Source organism: Actinomadura xylanilytica, from assembly GCF_030283145.1.
In the GTDB taxonomy this organism is placed as follows: domain Bacteria; phylum Actinomycetota; class Actinomycetes; order Streptosporangiales; family Streptosporangiaceae; genus Spirillospora; species Spirillospora xylanilytica.
Genome location: NZ_JASNWE010000004.1, coordinates 1 through 16,605, shown reverse-complemented (window position 1 = coordinate 16,605; position 16,605 = coordinate 1). Strand labels below are relative to the sequence as shown.

Below are 16,605 nucleotides of genomic sequence, written 5' to 3'. Positions count from 1 at the left end.
GCCCGATGGCCCCGGACCGGCTGACGCGTACCTTCACCAAGCTGATCGCCGAGCATGGCCTGCCACCGATCCGGCTGCACGACCTCCGGCACGGAGCGGCGACCCTCGCCCTGGCCGCAGGTGTGGAGTTGAAGGTGGTGCAGGAGATGCTCGGCCATTCCAGCATCGTGCTCACCGCCGACACCTACACCTCCGTCCTTCCCGAGGTCGCCCACAAAGCGGCCGAGAAGACCGCCGCCCACGTCCTCAAAGCAGGCCGACTCGTCCCGGGAACCAAACGCACGCGCCGCCGCGCAGCAACCTCCAAGAAACGACGCGGACGCAAGAGCCGCACTGACCGGAGAGTACGGACTGGCCAGTCGAACGCTCATCCCAGCCGCCAGATCGGGCGTCCACAAAGACGCTGAGCCGCTCCGCCGCTGGCCTGCAGGGCCGCTTCGGGAGCGTATGACCAGAGCCTTTACGGCTCCCTGTCGCTGATACTTCGATGCAGAAAGGACAACTGAACACCATCCGGCGTGGCGAGTCGAAGGGCTCCACGCGCGATGATGCATGCCTGCGTACGGGGCATCGAGGGTCCCAAAAGTGGCCGAGAACGTCTTGGCCCAATGCACGCATAGTGACGGGCGCAGGTTAGCCTCAGTTCGGCCTCATACGACGACAGCGACGGCTCCCGTGAGGGGTGTCTCGCTGGTCGGAGCGGGTGTGCCGTCAGGGACTTGAACCCCGAACCCGCGGATTAAGAGGGGCCTTGCTGGGTATTAGGACTTCTTTCCCAGCAGGCTGTACACCGACGGATAGCCGACGATGAAAACCCCATCACGGATCTGTGGGATGGACGGCGTGGAACCCGGCTGGTCTCCGGGCGGCGAAGGGAGTGGAAGCCGGGTGATCCACGCGCCGGTCTTCTGGTCAAGGACGTTGATCTGACGGCCGGGCTCGATCCCGAGGGTGTCCTCCTCGGTCAGGGCGTAGACCCGGCCATGGCTGATTACCGGGTTACGGCCGTCCGTCTGGAAGCCGGGCGGTGCTGTCTGGGTCCAGATCCGGCGTCCGGTGGCGATGTCATACCCACACCACTTGGCCAGGGCGCATTGGGCGACCGCGGGCCCATTCCGTGCATCTCCGTTCCGCACCCAGTGCGCGAGGGGCCGCAACCCTTTCTTGGAGGGCCGTCCCGTTGTGGCATCGACGGCCAGCCAGGGATCAAGGCGTCCGCCGACAAGGAGGCGCCCGCCGGGTATCGGCTCGACATAGTCGGGCGGCTCGGACCATTCTCTGGACGGGAGTGGGGTGCGCCATCGCGAGGCACCGGTGGCGGTGTCGAGGCCGAGCAGGAACAGCCTGCTCTGGTTCTTTTCGACGCATTGCTGAACGACGGCGACAAGGCCGGAGGCACCGGCGATGGTCCGCGGGTCGGCGATCAGCGAGCAGTCTTTCGGCTGCGGGACCGCCCACCGCCGCCGCCCGGTCGCCTCGTCGAGCCCGGTCGCAAGGGAGAACGACAACGCCACGGCCGCCGGCGAGCCGACCGGGTGCGCCGCCACGATCAGGTTGTCCTCGCGTTTGCCGAGTCTGTCGATGTCGGCTCCGGCATCGTGGTGCCAGACGACCTTCCCGGCGGCCACGTCGACCCGGTCGACGGCCCGGATGTGCTTGTCGTCGCGGTCCCGCCAGGTGAGGTAGAGGTCGCCGTTCGTCTCATCCCGGCTCACTGCATTCAGGGCCAGCGAGTGACGCCGATACGTCCAATATATTCCGCCGTCGCGAATGCTCGACGCCCGCACGTCCGACGCTCCGATGGCCGCCTGGACCAGCACACCGCCGAAGACCCACGGATAGGTGCCCGTAGTGGCCAGCAACGCGACCTTGTCGCGCAATGGCTCGTCGGCGATCGGCCCTGGGAGAGGCGCGCCGGTCCGATGCATGCCGTCCTGCAGTCCGCCCAGCCAGCGAGCGGCGGCCGGGACGCCGTCACCTCCCAATGCCGCCACGACCAGCACGATTACGGCGGCCAGTATCGCGGCACGATCCAACCGAGTCGTGGCCGGATCACCCGACTTCTCCTCATCCACGGCTGGACGGTATCCGCCCCGCCCCTCGACCCACCACAGGACCATCGAATCCGGTGAACCGAGACAAGATCGACGCACCAGTTCGAGACATAGGGCATGACCGCGACCTCACGGCCCTCATCGTCCAGGCCGATCGCGGGCGTCCACGCATCATCGGAGATCTGGGCGGCGTGTGCCCACAACGGTTTGATCCGTTTGGCGCCGATCGCGAACCGCACATCCTGGGCCAGGCATTCCAGGGCGAGTTCCCCGGCAAAGTGGCCGGTATCGACCCGGGGTCTTGCCCGGTGGGTGTGGGGCAGGCTGCCTTTGAGTTCGGCGTTGACCAGCTCGTCCGGGTTCAGTTCGGGTGAGTACGAGGGCAGGAAGTGCAGCTCGATCTCGCCCTTGTGGTCGGCGAGCCAGGCCCGTACAGCCTTCGAGTGGTGGACCGAGTGTCGGTCCCCGATCAGATGTACCTTCCGGTCGAAGTGCCAGACGAGCCGGGCGAGGAAGCGAGACATGACCTTTGCGTCGTGGGATGCGCAGTGCGGCACACGGAGCTGCTTCCACCTGGACGGGACGGCGGCCGGGTCCCGGGCATAGGCAACGAGGTGCTGGCACACCGCCTCGGTCAATCCTGTGACTCTCGGCACACGGCCGGATATCCTCCGTTTACCTCACGAGCCGCCTAGCTCAGGGGCGTGGAGGCCCAATTCACGATCGGGGAACGTCAAGCCGCTGTCGGAGGGTCAAGCCGTGTACACAGTCGAGGTGCCGCTGGGGAGTGGCGGCGAGGTCGTACGAGTGCAGGTGAACGACGCCGGGGAGGACGTCGTGCGCGTCGGACGCGGCAGCCGTGCCGTCGTCCGGGCCGGACAGTCCCTGGAACAGATGCTGGATGTCGTACGGCCGGTTGCGGACGACTTCGTCGGCCGCTGCCGTGGCATGCTCCGGCCGCCGGACGAGGCGACCCTCGAATTCGGCATGTCGCTCTCCGCCGATGCGAAGGTCTTTGTCGCGGGCTCCTCTGCGGAGGCCAACTTCTCCGTCAGCCTTACATGGCACAGCAGCCCTGCCGGTTCGGACGCGGTGTCGGAAACCGTACCCGGCCCCGAGTCCGCGGGCCGAGGCCCGGCGGGCGGCCCCGCCTCCGGGCTGAGTCCCGCGGGGCATGCCGGGATCCGCCGTCGCAACTGCCAGCACCCTCCCGCTCCCTTCACCGAGGAGGCCCCGTGTACGACCAGGACGAATCCGACCGTACTGCGGCCGGAGCCGGGCACGGCGACCATGAGGATGCCGACACCGTCCTCGCCTCCGGGACGGTCCGCCTCCGGGACGGGCACGGCGACTCTGCCGGTACCGGATTCCTCGGCAGCCCGCGGATCGGCTACACGGTGTGGGCCGACATCGACCTGCGGGGAAGTTCGGGGACCACCCCGGTCCGAGAGGTGCCGCTGGCGTCATAGGAGGGCCCAGCCTGCCTGTAACAGGCTGGCCCCTCGGGGGCAGGATAGACGAGGCCCTTGAAGTCGAGGCCCCGTCCGCAGGCCCGGTTCGCCGGGCGGCGGGTGGGGCCTGCTTCTGTTCTGCGGCGATCCGCGCCTTCTGCGCACGGCCCATTGAGGCCGAACTCCCGGCGATCGCCGGCGCAGACCGCGCGACCGCACACCGTTACTTCGACGACTTCGCCCTCCGCCGACTCCCCGCCGCGCTCGCCACGGCCCGTCAGGACACCGTCACGGCGGCCATGGCACCGCTGGCCGAGATGTTCGCCGACGCCGGCGGCATGGTCCAGCTGAGCCGTGAGCAGGCTCGCGGCCGGGCCGGCGACTTCGAGATCATCGAGTACATCCTGCGCGGTCAGCCCGGAGGCGTGCCCAGCACCTGGGGCCACCACTTCGACGACTACCTCCTGCACGCCCCCATAACCGACCAGCACCGCAACAAGATCGCCCACCAAGCCGCGCTCATCGAGTCCGCACTCGGGAGCGACCCGGCGGACGTCCCGAGCACGGCCCCCGCGCGCGCCACCGGCCGCCGCATCCTGCTGATCGCGTCCGGAGGCGCCGCCGACCTGCGCCGAGTCGCCCCGGCTCTCCTGCACCCCGCTGACCGCCTGGTCCTCAACGACGTCGACCCCGACGCCCTCCAGCGCACCCTCACACACCTGCCGCCCACGACCCGCGCCCAGACCGCCGCGGCCCCCGGCAACGTCCTGCGCACCGCCGCCCACCTGGCCTCCGACTACGGCCCCTTCGACCTGGTCCTGGCCGGAGGCCTCTTCGACTACCTCGAAGAACGCTTCGCCCGAGCCCTGATCCGCACCACTCTGTCCCGCCTGTGCCGCCCCGGAGGCACGTTCTACTTCTCCAACATCGTGACCCCGAACCCCTACGCCGCCCTGATGACCCACATCGGCCGCTGGAACCTCGTCGAACGCACCCCGCCGACATCGAGGCCGACGTCCGAGCCGCCCCGCTGACGAGCCGGGGTGATCCCCGCAGTCGGCTTCGTGTTCGTCGCCGACGCAGCATCGGTCGTCAGTCGAGGCCTTCGATGATGCGGAAGTCGCGCTCGACGCCGTCAGCAAGTGCGGCCAGCGCCTCCTGGTAGGCCGCACTCGCATGTGCGGCGACCGCCTGTTCAAAGCTGTCGAACTCGATCAGGACGGTGCGCTCGGCGATTCCGGCGTCGTGTGCGACGACCCGGCTGCCGCGGGCGAGCAGCCGCCCGCCCGCGGCCTCGACGGCTGGAGCGGCCAGCTTGTTGTAGGCAGCAAGCTTCTCGGGGTCCGCAATGGTGCGGTAGGCGCTGACCCAATAGCCCTTGGCCACGGTTACCTCCTGTGTTCGGAATGGATGCTCAGAAGTATGCTCAGATCCACGGCCGGCGCGCTGTGGGCCAGCGAGCCGACGGAGACGGCGTCGAAGTCGGACGGCTTCGATCCTCAGCTTCCGGTTCGACTCGACCGGCCCTGGCCCGGCACACCGACTGGGGCTGTGATCGGGTTGGTCTCGGGTGAGCGTCGGCGGGCGAGGGCGAGGCTGGCCATCGTCGTGATCGCCATCGCGGCGACGCCGACCAGCGCCGCGGTCGTGTAGGCGTCGTCGTTCGGGAAGAGGCGGCCCGTGGCGGTGCCGGCGGCCAGGACCAGACCGCCGATGGCGCTGCCCAGGGAGTACCCGACGCTGCGGACGACGTAGTTGAAGCTCATGGCGCTCGACGTCTCGCTCTTGGGTGTGACGGCCAGGATGACGCCGGGCATGGCGGCCGAGAAGCTGCCGACGCCGAAGCCCAGCACGCCCATGGCCACGAGCAGTTCGGCCAGGTTGGACCGGGCGGTGGCGAACAGGGCGAACCCGCCGCCGACGATGGCGGCGCTGCCGGCCAGGAGCAGGGGGCCGTCGATCCGTTCGCGGACCCGGGGCGTGAGCTTGCCGGCGACGAACCCCAGCACGGAGAACGGGATGAGGACCAGCCCCGCCACGAAGGTGGTCAGTCCGAAGCCGTAGCCGGCGCTGTTCGGCGTCTGTGCGTAGCGGGTGATGAGCGTGAGCAGGAGGTACATGCCGCTCCCGCCGACGAACATGGCGATGTTCGCCCCGGCGACCGCCGGGTGCCGTACCGCCCGGACGTCGATCAGGGGCGTCGTGGTTCGCAGTTCGGAAACGGTCCAGACGCAGAGCAGGAGTACGGCGGCGACGGCAAGGGTCACCGCCACGGCGAGGTGTCGGCTCCACAGGCTCCTCTCGCCGGCCAGGAACAGGACGAGGAGCAGTCCACCCGCCAGGACGAGCGCACCGGCCACGTTCACGTGAGCGGAGCGGCCTTCGGGAGCTGCGGGCATGGAGCGCCACGCGGTCACGAAGGCGATGGCGGTGACGAGCAGGCCGAGGCCGTAGGCGGCCCGCAGTCCGCCGAACTCGGCGAGCAGCGCGGCCAGCGGGTAGCCGACGCCGGCTCCGATGATGGAGACCACTGAGATCAGGGCGATCGTGGCCGCGCTGCGCTCCTCGGGAAGATGGTCGCGGGCCACGCCCATCATCAGCGCCGTGAGACCGAGTCCGACGCCTTGGGCCGCTCTGCCCACGAGCAGCCAGGCGAACGGCAGCGGCAGCACGGTGAGCGCGCTGCCGACGACGACGACCGCCAGCGTGGCGAGAATCGTGGCCCGCCGGTGCGGACCGGCTCCGAGCCGGCCGAGGACGGGTGTGGCGACGGCGCCGCTGAGCAGGGAGATGGTCAGCGTCCACTGCGCGCTGTCGAGGGAGACGTGGAACGTAGTCGCCACGCTGGTGATGAGCGGCGTCCCGAGGCTGGCGACCGCCGCCACGACCAGGGCGATGAACATCAGGGCGGGGACCAGCAGACGTGCCTCGGAACGAATCAGGGCAGTACTCATGGACTGGTCATGAGCCTGGGCCTCGGTCACCGGTCCGACTCCTCTCGGGCGTGGCTTTCGAGCTCCGCCAGATGCAGCAGCGCCGGAAGGGCTGCCGCCAAGGCCTCGACCTCGTCACCGGTGAGTTCGTCGAGCAACCGCGCGTACGCGTCGACGCCCGCCTGGCGCCGCGTCCGGGCGTACGACGCGCCGGCCTCGGTCAGGCACACCAGCGTGACCCGCTTGTCGGACGGATCGCCCTTCCGCTCGACCAGCCCGGATTCCTCCATCACCCGGACCAGGACGGTCATCGCGGGCTGGGTGACGCCCTCGGCCACCGCCAGATCGGTGATCCGTCGCGGACCGGTCTTGTCCAGGGTGGCCAAGGTGGCGGCGGACGTCAGGCTCATGTCACGGGGAAGGCGTCTCACGGCCCTGGTGGCCAGACCGTAGAGGGCTGACCCGATGGCATCGAAAGCGCCGTGCGCGGCGCCTTGGCGACTCATGGCTGAAGCATAGCGGCTTTATATGAATCCTTTATGCATCTCCCGATCAGGGTTCGGCGGCGCCGACCGCGACGCCGACCACCTCCACCCCGACCAAGCCGAACAGCCGCGTCGTATCGTTGGACAGGCCCGTGGCCCTTCACGTGATCCTTCAAGCGTCGCAACTCGAAGAATCACAGAGCGTCACGGGCGTTCTGCACCCGTCAAGACCCTGACAGCGGACCGTGCCCACCGGGCACGGTTAAGTTCGAAGACCCCCATTGAGGCGTGTGGTGGCACCCCTCCCGGCCTTCTGTTCGGGGTTCTTCTCGGGATCCTTTTCGAGGTTCTCTCTATGAACGGGAGACGGCAGAGGATGTATCTGTGCAGGTTAGAAGTGGTCGTGCATATTCCGTTCGTGGGTCCGACTCGTCGTCATGACGACCCCTGGTAATAGATCAGATGTGTGTGCGAGGTGCTGTCTGCCTGCCCTGCTCTGATCATCCATCTCTACCGCGCGTGGTGCCGGACCTGCGGCCGCGAGTACCTTGGCCACTGGCGTCGCGCTCACCCCGAACCCCGCACCATGCCGGCCTGGTCCGAACCTCCTGCCCGGCAGGACCCGCTATGGTGACGCCCGCCGCCCTGCCCGTGTGGGGCCGGAACCGACTGCCACGCCGGATCGCTTGACGCTGCCACCCACGCTGGCGCGCGCGACGCCAGCAAGCGAAAGCGTTCCCGCTCCACCGCACCCGGGCCGAACGGCCCCCTGACCAGACCACCATCGAAATTCACCACGACGGACACTGAGCTTCCCCGTGTGTCCTGAACGTGAAGGAGGCTCGTGATGTAGGCAGAGCTGTCCGGAGCGGCGCTGCACAGATGATGAAGGTTTTGTGGCCCTTCGGAGTCGCCCTGCGGAGGGAGGCTTCAAACCGCCTCATGCTGCGTTGGCTGAAGACCGTCGTGGTGAGCGATGAGGAAAAGGCGCCAGAAAGGTGTCAGGTAGGGACCGGGAAGACGAACGCGAGTGAACCACTGCTGACGTGTCGTTACTCATAAGGTGACATCGAAACCGGGGTGTGGGGAAAGCTTCGGGATGAGCCTGGCGGGTATCCGCTTATTGGCCAGGTGGTGTCCGGCATGGAGGTGGCGTGAGCCCGGTCTGCGGCGTCTGTGTGGAACAGGAGAAGGCATGCCCGGAAATTACTCGCCTGCGAGGGCGGGAGAGAGGGAGCGCCTCGAGCAGTCCAAAACTGTGAGGGGCTGAGTACCGTCGCTGGGTGTGCCGGCGGACCGGTCCGTAGTAGCGCTGAAGTTCCTGCAATGGGAGCGGAGCGAAGGGGCCGGGCTGTCTGTGGCTGTTGTTCGTTCGATCAACCAGGCATTGTTCTGGGAGGAGTCGCATGGACGAGCTGAAATCGTCAGGCAAGTCGTTTGATATCTCGAAGCGGGTTGTCTGGGAGGCGTGGGAGAGGGTGAAGGCGAATAAGGGAGCGCCGGGTGTGGACGGCCACTCGATCGAGGAATTCGAGAAAGATCTAAAGAACAATCTGTATAAGATCTGGAATCGGATGTCCTCGGGGAGCTACTTTCCACCTCCGGTGCGGGCGGTGGAAATATCGAAACCGCATGGTGCAGGCACCAGAATGTTGGGGGTGCCTACCGTAGCGGATCGGATCGGCCAGACCGTGGTGGCCCGGAGTCTGGAGGGGAAGGTCGAACCGATCTTCCACCTGGACTCCTACGGCTATCGGCCGGGACGGTCCGCGCTGCACGCGGTCGACGCCTGCCGCCGGCGCTGCTGGAAGAGCGGCTGGGTGATCGATTTGGACATTCAGAAGTTCTTTGACAGCGTTCCGTGGGGCCTCGTCGTCAAAGCGGTGGAGGCCCATACCGACCTTCCGTGGGTGGTGTTGTATGTGCGGCGGTGGCTTCAAGCGCCGCTGCGACTGCCCGACGGTTCCTTGCTGCAACGCGACCGCGGGACCCCGCAGGGTTCGGCGGTATTGCCGGTGCTCGCCAATCTGTTCCTGCACTACGCGTTCGACGCGTGGATGGCCAGGGAGTTCTCCGGCATTCCATTCGAACGATATGTAGATGACGCGGTCGTGCACTGCGTCAGCGAGCGCCAAGCGCACCTTGTGCTGGAGGCGATCAGGCAGCGAATGGAAGAGGTCGGGCTGGCGCTGCATCCGGAGAAGACCAGGATCGTCTACTGCCAGGACGGAAAGAGGCGTGGCTCGTACGAACACACCTCGTTCACTTTCCTGTGGTTCACGTTCCGAGCCCGGGGAGCGCGGGACAAGAACGGGAGAATGTTCACCTCGATCTTGCCCGCGGTCAGCAAGGACGCCCTTAAGAAGCTCAACGCGGAGGTGCGGTCCTGGCGACTGAACCGCCGCACGAGCCTGTCCGAAGCGGACCTTGCCCGCCGGATAAACCCGGTGGTGCGAGGTTGGATGAACTACTACGGCGCCTTCTACAGGTCAGCGCTGTATCCCCTCCTGGCACGCATCAACGCCTACCTGATGCGCTGGCTCCGTGAGAAATTCAAACGACTTCAGGGACGCAGAAAGGCGCAGGACGCGTGGAACAGGGCGGTGGCGAAACGGCCCCGCTTCTTTGCGCATTGGGCCTGGGTCAACTGGGTCCCCGTGGTCTGGTGACCAAGACAGCAAGAGCCGTGTAACGAGAGATCGTTAAGCACGGTTCTGTGAGAGCCGGGGGCTGAGATGCCCCCGGCTACTCGACCCGTTTCACGGCCACGTGACCTGAGTTGGCCGTGTGTCAACGGGGAAGGAAGTGTCTCGTGCCGCCACCTCATCCGCCGGAGTTCCGGCGACGCGCTGTCGAGCTGGCCCGGACCGGCGACAAACCGGTCACAGCGTTGGCCAAGAGCCTGGGCATCAGCCAGTCGTGCCTGAGTAACTGGATACGGCAGGCAGAAGTCGACGAGGGCCGCACAGACGGCCTGACGAGCGCCGAGAAAAAGGAACTGGTCGAGCTACGCCGCAAAGCCAAGCAATTGGAGTTGGAGAACGAGATCCTCAAACGGGCGGCGGCGTACTTTGCCCGCGAGAACGTCCTCCCAAAATAAGGTACTCGCTGGTCCGTGAACTCGCCGATTACGATATTCCCGTCGCGGTGGCCTGCCGAGTCCTGAGCGTCTCACGATCCGGTTACAAGGACTGGCTCGGCCGGCCTACCTCGATCCGCGAACAGAGCAACGCCGAGCTTTTGAAGCTCATACGCGCCGTTCACGCCGAATCCCGCTTCAGCTACGGTGCGCCACGCGTCCATGCCGAACTGACGCTCGGATTGGGAGAGCGGGTGAACCACAAGCGGGTGGAGCGGCTCATGCGCGAGGCCGGCATCCAGGGGATCCACCGGCGCAGGGGCCACCGCAACCCGGCCGGCGAGCCCACCGAGGAGGACCTGGTCCAGTGCGCGTTCGAGGTCCAGGCTCCGGACCTGCTGTGGGTCACCGACATCACCGAACACCCGACCGCCGAAGGAAAACTCTACTGCGCGGCCGTTCTCGACTGCTTTTCTCGCCGTGTCGTCGGTCATTCCATCGATATCCGTCAGACCAGCGAACTGGTCATCGATGCGATGGCCGCGTCGGTGACCCGCCGCAAGCCACCTGCCGACTCCACGGTCCTGCACTCCGACCACGGACCGCAATTCACTTCTTGGGCGTTCGGGAAGCGGCTGCGGGACGCTGGACTGCTCGGCTCGATGGGCACGGTCGGTGATTGTTTCGACAATGCGATGATGGAGTCGTTCTGGGGAACCATGCAGCTTGAGCTCCTAGATACCAAGAATGGTCGACAAGAGCCGAACTCGCTGCCGCAATGTTTGAATGGATCGAGTGTTGGTATAACTCATTCAGAAGACATTCCAGTATCGGAATGCTGAGCCCGGTCGCCTTCGAGGAACAACACCGCACCTCACCACCGACCGGCTGACCCATCTCACCCCAGGTGGCCGTGCTACGGGGGGAACCTCAGGCTGTGTGTGGGCGTGGTCGGTGGTCGGGTTGGCTGTTTGCTTATCCGGTGAGGTTGAGGTTGTGGAGGCGGGCGATGCTGGGCATGGCGTGGTGGACGCCGTCGCCTTTGAGTCGGCGGTCGCGGAGGATCTTCCTGGTTTTCATGCGGGCGAAGACGTGCTCGACGTGGGCGCGGACCTGTTTGTGGGATTTGTTGTGGGCCTGTTTCCACTCGGGTAGTTCTTCGCCTGTGCGGCGGCGGTGGGGCATCACGAGTCCGGTGCCGGGGTAGCCGCCGTCGGTGATGGTGATGGTGATGGTGATGGTGATGGTGATGGTGATGGTGATGGTGATGGTGGTGGTCGTGCCGATGGCGGTTTTGGCGCCGGATTCCTCCCAGGCCTTGCAGTCGTTGCGGTTGCCGGGCAGGGGCTGGCCGACCAGCACGACCAGGCGGGTGTCTGCGTCGATGACGACCTGGTGGTTGGTGGAGTACCGGTAGTTCTTGGACTGTTCGGCGATGCTGTGGTTGCGGGTGGGCACCAGGATGCCGTCCACGATCAGCACGGTGTCGCTGCGGAACCGTTTGCGGGGCTGGAGCGCGAGTGATGGGCCCAGGTGGTCGATGACGCGGTCGGCCGCGGACTTGGAGATACCGAACAGCGGGGCGAGCTGGCGCATCGTCAGGTTCGTCCGCCAGTAGGTCGCCACGAGCAGTACCCGGTCCTCCAGCGGCAGCGACCAAGGGCGGCCTTTGCGGACGGGATCGGCGCCCTCGCGGCGCAGCGCGATCACCAGCTTCCCGAAGGCACGCGGGCTCAGCCCGGTGAACGGGGCTATCCAGGACGACTCCGACGCCGTGATCACACCAGACACCCCAAGATCACCCCAGCACGCCCAACAGTTACGGGACAAGCCTTAGGTGACTCCATCGAGTTGTCCTTGGTCACCCGAAACGCACGCCCGCAACGCGACTATCAGCTGACCAAAAACCCTCCACGCTCGTTCTCTGACCCTGCGATCTATCTGCACGTCTCCCTGAACGACACCGGTCATGCCTAAGAATGCATCGGTGTCCGGCTCAAATTTACCGGGATTACCTTACTACTCCACGACTTCGTATCTATGCTAGGCGACACGGTCGGTGCCGGAGGTGGGATCATGCCAGAGGGACAGACGCGAGGCGGCTCTGCGGAGTCCGAGAGTGAACCGGGCAGACCGCAGTGCCCTGAGGCTGTGGATCCGGCGTCGGACGCCCGTGAACCAGAGGGCGAGCGGCAGGGCCGCGGGTTCGTGATCGCACTCCTGTCGGCCTTCGCCGTCACGGGGTTGTTCGCCTTATCGTCCTATTTCTGGGTCAACTGGGGAACTCCTGACGAACGCACGCTTTACAGCACTGTCAGCCTTGCGCTCGCCGGGGCGCTGCTCGGCATGCTGGTTCAGGCGGCCGCCCCGTTGGACGGCCGCAGCACCATTGCCCTCGTGCTCGTGCTATCCGCCGTCTTCACCAGTGGCGGCCTCGGCATCGCGTATTGGAAGAACCACCAGCCCGTCGACGTCACCGACAAGATCACTCTGGATTCGGGCCGTGTGATCACCAAGAGTAACGGCGAGGGTTTTACGATCTCCACGCCGGTGCCGAAGGCTGACCATAAGACTCTGCGACTGAAATTGACCGGAAAATCCGACACTGGGAATACGGGAGATTGCCTATTCGTAAGTAGATGGTACGTGTCAGGCTCAAAGTCGGGCAGCAACTATAAGTTCAATGAAAGCGCGATGGTGCCCATTGGACAGGCGTATGGGACAACCGTCAAACTCAATGCAATATTGGTGACCGACCAGGGTTGCAAAATCAAGATCGGCGTCGGGAGTGGAGTCATTGACTCATGAATCCCAAGCCGCCCGCCGGTCCACGCCGAACCGGTTCCATGCGATTCCCTTGGAGAACACGGTCATGTCTGTGACACGCAGATACCTCGTCGCACTTACGCTTACCGCACTCGTACTCGCAGCGTGCGATTCCGGCACCGACGGCGGCAAGGCCGTCCAGTCCGCCGCGGGCTCGCCCGCGGCATCATCGGCCCAGCCGTGGCTGTCCGGCGTTGTCCACGTCGGTGCCAAGAACGGGCAGCCGGGCTTCAATGAGACCTCCAAAGATGGCCACAAGTTCGACGGATTCGAGAACGATCTCGCCACGTATCTGGGCCGCTCGCTGAAATTTGATCCACTATTGGAGGACATCACGACCACCCAACGTGAACCGCGACTCGTAAGTGGAGCCGACAGGCTAGTTATCGCAACATATTCGATGGAAGACGAGCGGCGAAAGAGGGTCGACTTCGTCGGCCCCTATCTGATGACCCGGACCGGCGTCCTGATACGAGAAGACGATAGAAAGCTGATCAGGACGTCGCCGCAACTCAAAAAGAGAAAAGTGTGCACCGTGAAAGGCTCGACCTCGGAAGTGAAGGTGGACGGCAAGGGTAATCCGGATGCCAAGATGGCCGCCCAGTTGAACGAAAAAGCTACATATCTGCCCCCAGAGGAGGATTATAAGGCTTGCGTAAATTTGCTGATAGGAAAAAATGCAGACGCCGTGTGGACAGACCAGGCCATCCTCTATGGGTTTGCAAACAAGTACAAGGATCTGCGTGTCATAAAAGGCATCGTGGCTCTGTCGCCACAGTATTACGGAATCGGCATCGCCAAGGGACATTATAACGATTGCATTCGCCTAAAAGAGGCGCTTAAAGATTATCTCATGTCCACGTGGTCGAACAATTTCGCGACCCACTTCCATAATGTTCAAGAAGTGAAAGAATATAAGCCGGAGATCACCGACGTCGATGAGCACACACAATGCACAAAGTAGATCTCGGCAATTTCGGATAGCCATCGCGTCCGTCAACGCCACGGCGGGCGAGGAGGCGAGCACCTCATGACCGTGCGGGCGATGCTCGTGTACGAGGCCGCATGCGACAACCGCGACACGGTCTTCCAGCACAGGGCAGAGAACTATAACCTCGACGCGGGGCTTGATGCTGGCGATCTCGCGTAATCGTTCAGCGCGTATTCGTGGTTGCAGCAGCTTCTCTGGTCACTTGGTGGTCGCCGGGGGCGTAGCGGTTTCCAGACTCCTCCGGCTTCGGCTGCGATGCGGTGCTATTTGGCCTTCTTCCGCAACTTCGGAAGAGATGCCAGGTGGCGAAGGCGTGAAGCTTGGACTCAACCGGTCGTCGCAACACCGGTTTCCTGGGGCGTTAGTAGTTGCTCGTTCATGGCTTCGGCGGGTGTCTTCCATCCGAGTGTTTTGCGGGGTCTGGTGTTGAGTGTTTGGGCTACAACTGCGAGTTCGTCTGCGTCCCATCGCGACAGGTCTGTGCCTTTGGGGCAGTATTGGCGCAGCAGTCCGTTCGTGTTCTCGTTGGTTCCTCGCTGCCAGGGGCTGTGCGGGTCGGCGAAGTAGACCTGGAGGCCGGTGTCGACCGCCTGCGACACCGCGATCGCAGCCGCGGCGTCCTCCGAACTCGCCTCACGCGCGATCGCCTGCCAGAAACGGACACGATCCTCACGCCACGCGACCGTCGGCCGCCCCGGCGAGGGAATCTGCCCCCGATACAACCGGACAGACTGCTGCCGCCTCCCCACACCCACCAGCAACACCTCCAAATCTCAGGGTGTTGCGACGACCAGTTGGATCCGCCTTCTAATCCTCGAGCATGGGAATTCTCCGTATTATGGACCGGAGAGTGGCCGGGTTCGTGTTCACCACCGAAACCGGGCAGCCGCTGCATCCCGCGTTCGTCACCGAGGAGTTCGAGCAACTGTCGATGGAGGCCGGTCTGCCGCCGATCCGGTTCCATGATCTGCGGCACGGCGCGGCGTCAATCCTTTTGGCGGCGGGGTATGACATGAAGGTCGTGCAGGAGACGTTGCGGTTGTCGTCGATCACCATCGCGGCCGACACCTACACCAGCCTGCTCCCCGGCCTGGCCCGCCAATCCGCCGAAGACGCCGCCGCCGTCATCCTCAACGCCGGCTCCGGCAAACGAGGAGAGACCCCGATCACGCGGGCCGAACTGGCGGGCATCATGAGCGGAACCTGACGAACTTGGGGATCGGCAGGACGCCGGCCGAAGCCTGAATCCTGCGGATCGCTTGTTCAGACCGGATTTGTGTGGCTGGTCGTGACGAGCGATCCATGAACTGGTGCGAATGGTTCCGTGTCATGTTCCCATGCTGGCACGGAACTGCACCCGTGTAATCCGCATTCTGACGAACGCGGGTTGATCCGCGCGCTCAATCCCAATCGAGAAGGCGGTCATTCGTGCCCGTTCCATGGATGCGCGGAACTCTTCCTTGCAGCGGAGTAGATGTCTCCAACGCCAGGGCCATCAGGTGACCGGGTACGCCGCAAAGGCCACGGCCACCGGTGCCGTCGTCGGTGGAGCGGTGGAGCGGTGGAGCGGTGGTGCTGGGACTATTGACGTTCGGCGCGACATCCTGAGCTCCGACGGCGGTCGCCGGAACCCGGCATACGTGCGGGTTAGGATTCAAGCCGATCTGCTCCCGGGAGGTGGGGGACGGTGGCGTCTCAGCAGTTCCACATGGAATTGGTGGCCCGGGTGGAGCCCGAGGAGGAGTTCGCCCGGCTGGCCGTCGCTTGGATGCAGGCTGCCAGGAGAGTTCTGTTTCCGCGATTCGACGATGAACTACAGCGCGGCCCCGTGTTGAACGCGGCTGCCCTGAAGGACGACACAGGACTCGTCCCGCGCGGCGAGCCCAACGGGATCTGGGCGGCGATGCAGGTCCACAAAGATCTCTACAGTTCACCATCCCCGCTCAGACTGTATTCTCCGACATCGTGGCAGAGATTCGTCGATGCCTTGGCGTGCCGTTCGTACGGAGCTTGGCTCTTCATGGAGCCGCTGGATGCCGCTGGCCGGAGCGCTTCCGGAAGCATCCGGATCGGGGTTTCCTACGCCGATGAGGACTTCCCGGAGTGGATGCGTGTGGAGGTGATGAGTGAGTTCACGCAGATTGTTCCGGCGGATGAGCAGCGGGCTTGGGCGTCATTTATCAAACCGTGGGCGACGGGCATGCAAGCATGCTGGGGACATATCACCGATGACTTCGCCGATCCTGAGACCAGTCATGAGGACGCCACAGGACAGTCCGTTTATGAAACGATTCCGAAGTGCTCGGAGGCCCTTCGAGGTTACTCCTGGGTGACGATCGTAGCGCCCGAGCTGATGCAGGCTCTCGGTGGAGCACAAGCTATTCGGAATACTTGCGCGTTTACTCAAGTGGATGAACTCTCTCATGGTGGAGGCTTCCTCCAGGCCACCGACAATCTGGAGGAGTATGGAGGCGAGTCCGTCCAGAATGTTTTCAGGGCCCTCGCTCCTGTCCTACTGCCCGGCCGCACAGTGAACGTTTTTCACCAGCATCCGTGGGATGGGTGATCACGGCATGGTCGCGGGCGGTGTGGCGGGCCCTGGAACGTGAAGAAGCCTTGGTAGGGCGGGTGATCTCTCACAACCCTCCGCGCCCACCAGAGGTTTCACATGCTTTTCTATCGTTCTTCGCTGCCGTTGTCGCGTCAGACCCTGCAGTACGTCACCGGGGTCGTCGGCCGGCACCGCAAGCAGGTCGGCAGCAAGGGGCGGGCGCTGTCTGCGGGGA

At 64.9% G+C, this 16,605-nt stretch carries 16 protein-coding genes and 3 pseudogenes; 12 read left to right on the top strand and 7 right to left on the bottom strand.

Annotated features, from left to right (window positions below):
• Nucleotides 1-5 precede the first annotated feature (5 nt).
• Nucleotides 6-407, top strand: a complete 402-nt coding sequence (locus QP090_RS23895) for a tyrosine-type recombinase/integrase (RefSeq protein ID WP_285941447.1) — start codon at nt 6-8, stop codon at nt 405-407.
• Nucleotides 408-761: 354 nt separating this feature from the next.
• Here the strand turns inward: QP090_RS23895 and QP090_RS23890 are convergent, their stop codons facing one another.
• Both QP090_RS23890 and QP090_RS23885 read right to left on the bottom strand, forming a co-directional pair.
• Nucleotides 762-2,075, bottom strand: coding sequence for a PQQ-binding-like beta-propeller repeat protein (locus QP090_RS23890; RefSeq protein ID WP_285941445.1), 1,314 nt, complete (start codon nt 2,073-2,075; stop codon nt 762-764).
• A complete protein-coding gene (locus QP090_RS23885; RefSeq protein WP_432763075.1) occupies nt 2,006-2,692 on the bottom strand; it encodes a transposase in 687 nt (228 codons plus the stop codon). Before QP090_RS23885 ends, QP090_RS23890 begins: the two co-directional genes overlap by 70 nt.
• 4 nt (nt 2,693-2,696) lie before the next feature.
• Between QP090_RS23885 and QP090_RS37550 the strand changes: the two are divergent.
• From QP090_RS37550 to QP090_RS23870, 3 genes and pseudogenes are all read left to right on the top strand, one after another.
• Nucleotides 2,697-3,107, top strand: a pseudogene (locus QP090_RS37550) (CU044_2847 family protein); the annotation flags it as partial.
• Nucleotides 3,108-3,289: 182 nt separating this feature from the next.
• Nucleotides 3,290-3,523, top strand: a complete 234-nt coding sequence (locus QP090_RS23875) for a hypothetical protein (protein ID WP_285942832.1) — start codon at nt 3,290-3,292, stop codon at nt 3,521-3,523.
• A 281-nt stretch (nt 3,524-3,804) separates the two neighbouring features.
• Entirely contained in the window at nt 3,805-4,539 is a 735-nt protein-coding gene (locus QP090_RS23870; RefSeq protein ID WP_285941443.1) for a class I SAM-dependent methyltransferase, read from the top strand.
• Between the two features lie 58 nt (nt 4,540-4,597).
• Here QP090_RS23870 and QP090_RS23865 read toward each other — a convergent pair whose 3' ends face one another.
• The 3 genes from QP090_RS23865 to QP090_RS23855 all read right to left on the bottom strand — a co-directional run bounded on the left by QP090_RS23865 (nt 4,598) and on the right by QP090_RS23855 (nt 6,848).
• Nucleotides 4,598-4,891: a DUF1330 domain-containing protein gene (locus QP090_RS23865; protein ID WP_285941442.1), complete on the bottom strand. Its 294-nt coding sequence runs from the start codon at nt 4,889-4,891 to the stop codon at nt 4,598-4,600.
• Between the two features lie 113 nt (nt 4,892-5,004).
• Complete coding sequence (locus QP090_RS23860; RefSeq protein WP_285941441.1) at nt 5,005-6,459, bottom strand: MFS transporter; 1,455 nt, start codon at nt 6,457-6,459, stop codon at nt 5,005-5,007.
• Between the two features lie 26 nt (nt 6,460-6,485).
• Nucleotides 6,486-6,848: a MarR family winged helix-turn-helix transcriptional regulator gene (locus QP090_RS23855; RefSeq protein ID WP_285941439.1), complete on the bottom strand. Its 363-nt coding sequence runs from the start codon at nt 6,846-6,848 to the stop codon at nt 6,486-6,488.
• A 1,481-nt stretch (nt 6,849-8,329) separates the two neighbouring features.
• On the opposite strand from QP090_RS23855, the gene ltrA reads away from it, so the two are divergent.
• The 4 genes and pseudogenes from ltrA to QP090_RS37705 all read left to right on the top strand — a co-directional run bounded on the left by ltrA (nt 8,330) and on the right by QP090_RS37705 (nt 10,894).
• Nucleotides 8,330-9,592 carry a group II intron reverse transcriptase/maturase gene (ltrA, locus tag QP090_RS23850; RefSeq protein WP_285941437.1) on the top strand — a complete coding sequence of 421 codons (1,263 nt, stop codon included), beginning with the start codon at nt 8,330-8,332 and terminating at the stop codon, nt 9,590-9,592.
• 143 nt (nt 9,593-9,735) lie between these two features.
• Nucleotides 9,736-10,023, top strand: a complete 288-nt coding sequence (locus QP090_RS23845; protein ID WP_285941436.1) for a transposase — start codon at nt 9,736-9,738, stop codon at nt 10,021-10,023.
• Nucleotides 9,951-10,688: pseudogene (locus QP090_RS23840) on the top strand (IS3 family transposase); the annotation flags it as partial. The gene QP090_RS23845 and the pseudogene QP090_RS23840, both read left to right, overlap by 73 nt.
• 92 nt (nt 10,689-10,780) lie before the next feature.
• Entirely contained in the window at nt 10,781-10,894 is a 114-nt protein-coding gene (locus QP090_RS37705) for an IS3 family transposase (RefSeq protein WP_432763074.1), read from the top strand.
• 83 nt (nt 10,895-10,977) lie between these two features.
• Here the strand turns inward: QP090_RS37705 and QP090_RS23835 are convergent, their stop codons facing one another.
• Complete coding sequence (locus tag QP090_RS23835; RefSeq protein WP_285941434.1) at nt 10,978-11,793, bottom strand: transposase family protein; 816 nt, start codon at nt 11,791-11,793, stop codon at nt 10,978-10,980.
• A gap of 360 nt (nt 11,794-12,153) precedes the next feature.
• On the opposite strand from QP090_RS23835, the gene QP090_RS23830 reads away from it, so the two are divergent.
• Together QP090_RS23830 and QP090_RS23825 are read left to right on the top strand one after the other, a co-directional pair.
• The gene (locus QP090_RS23830; protein WP_285941432.1) at nt 12,154-12,810 is read left to right on the top strand and encodes a hypothetical protein; all 657 of its coding nucleotides are present in this window, start codon (nt 12,154-12,156) and stop codon (nt 12,808-12,810) included.
• 70 nt (nt 12,811-12,880) lie between these two features.
• A complete protein-coding gene (locus QP090_RS23825) occupies nt 12,881-13,792 on the top strand; it encodes a transporter substrate-binding domain-containing protein (RefSeq protein WP_285941430.1) in 912 nt (303 codons plus the stop codon).
• A 353-nt stretch (nt 13,793-14,145) separates the two neighbouring features.
• Here QP090_RS23825 and QP090_RS23820 read toward each other — a convergent pair.
• Nucleotides 14,146-14,409 (bottom strand): annotated as a pseudogene (locus QP090_RS23820) (IS30 family transposase); the annotation flags it as partial.
• 260 nt (nt 14,410-14,669) lie between these two features.
• Between QP090_RS23820 and QP090_RS23815 the strand changes: the two are divergent.
• Nucleotides 14,670-15,026, top strand: a complete 357-nt coding sequence (locus QP090_RS23815; RefSeq protein WP_285941428.1) for a tyrosine-type recombinase/integrase — start codon at nt 14,670-14,672, stop codon at nt 15,024-15,026.
• 480 nt (nt 15,027-15,506) lie between these two features.
• Nucleotides 15,507-16,385, top strand: a complete 879-nt coding sequence (locus QP090_RS23810) for a hypothetical protein (RefSeq protein WP_285941426.1) — start codon at nt 15,507-15,509, stop codon at nt 16,383-16,385.
• Nucleotides 16,386-16,605: the final 220 nt, after the last annotated feature.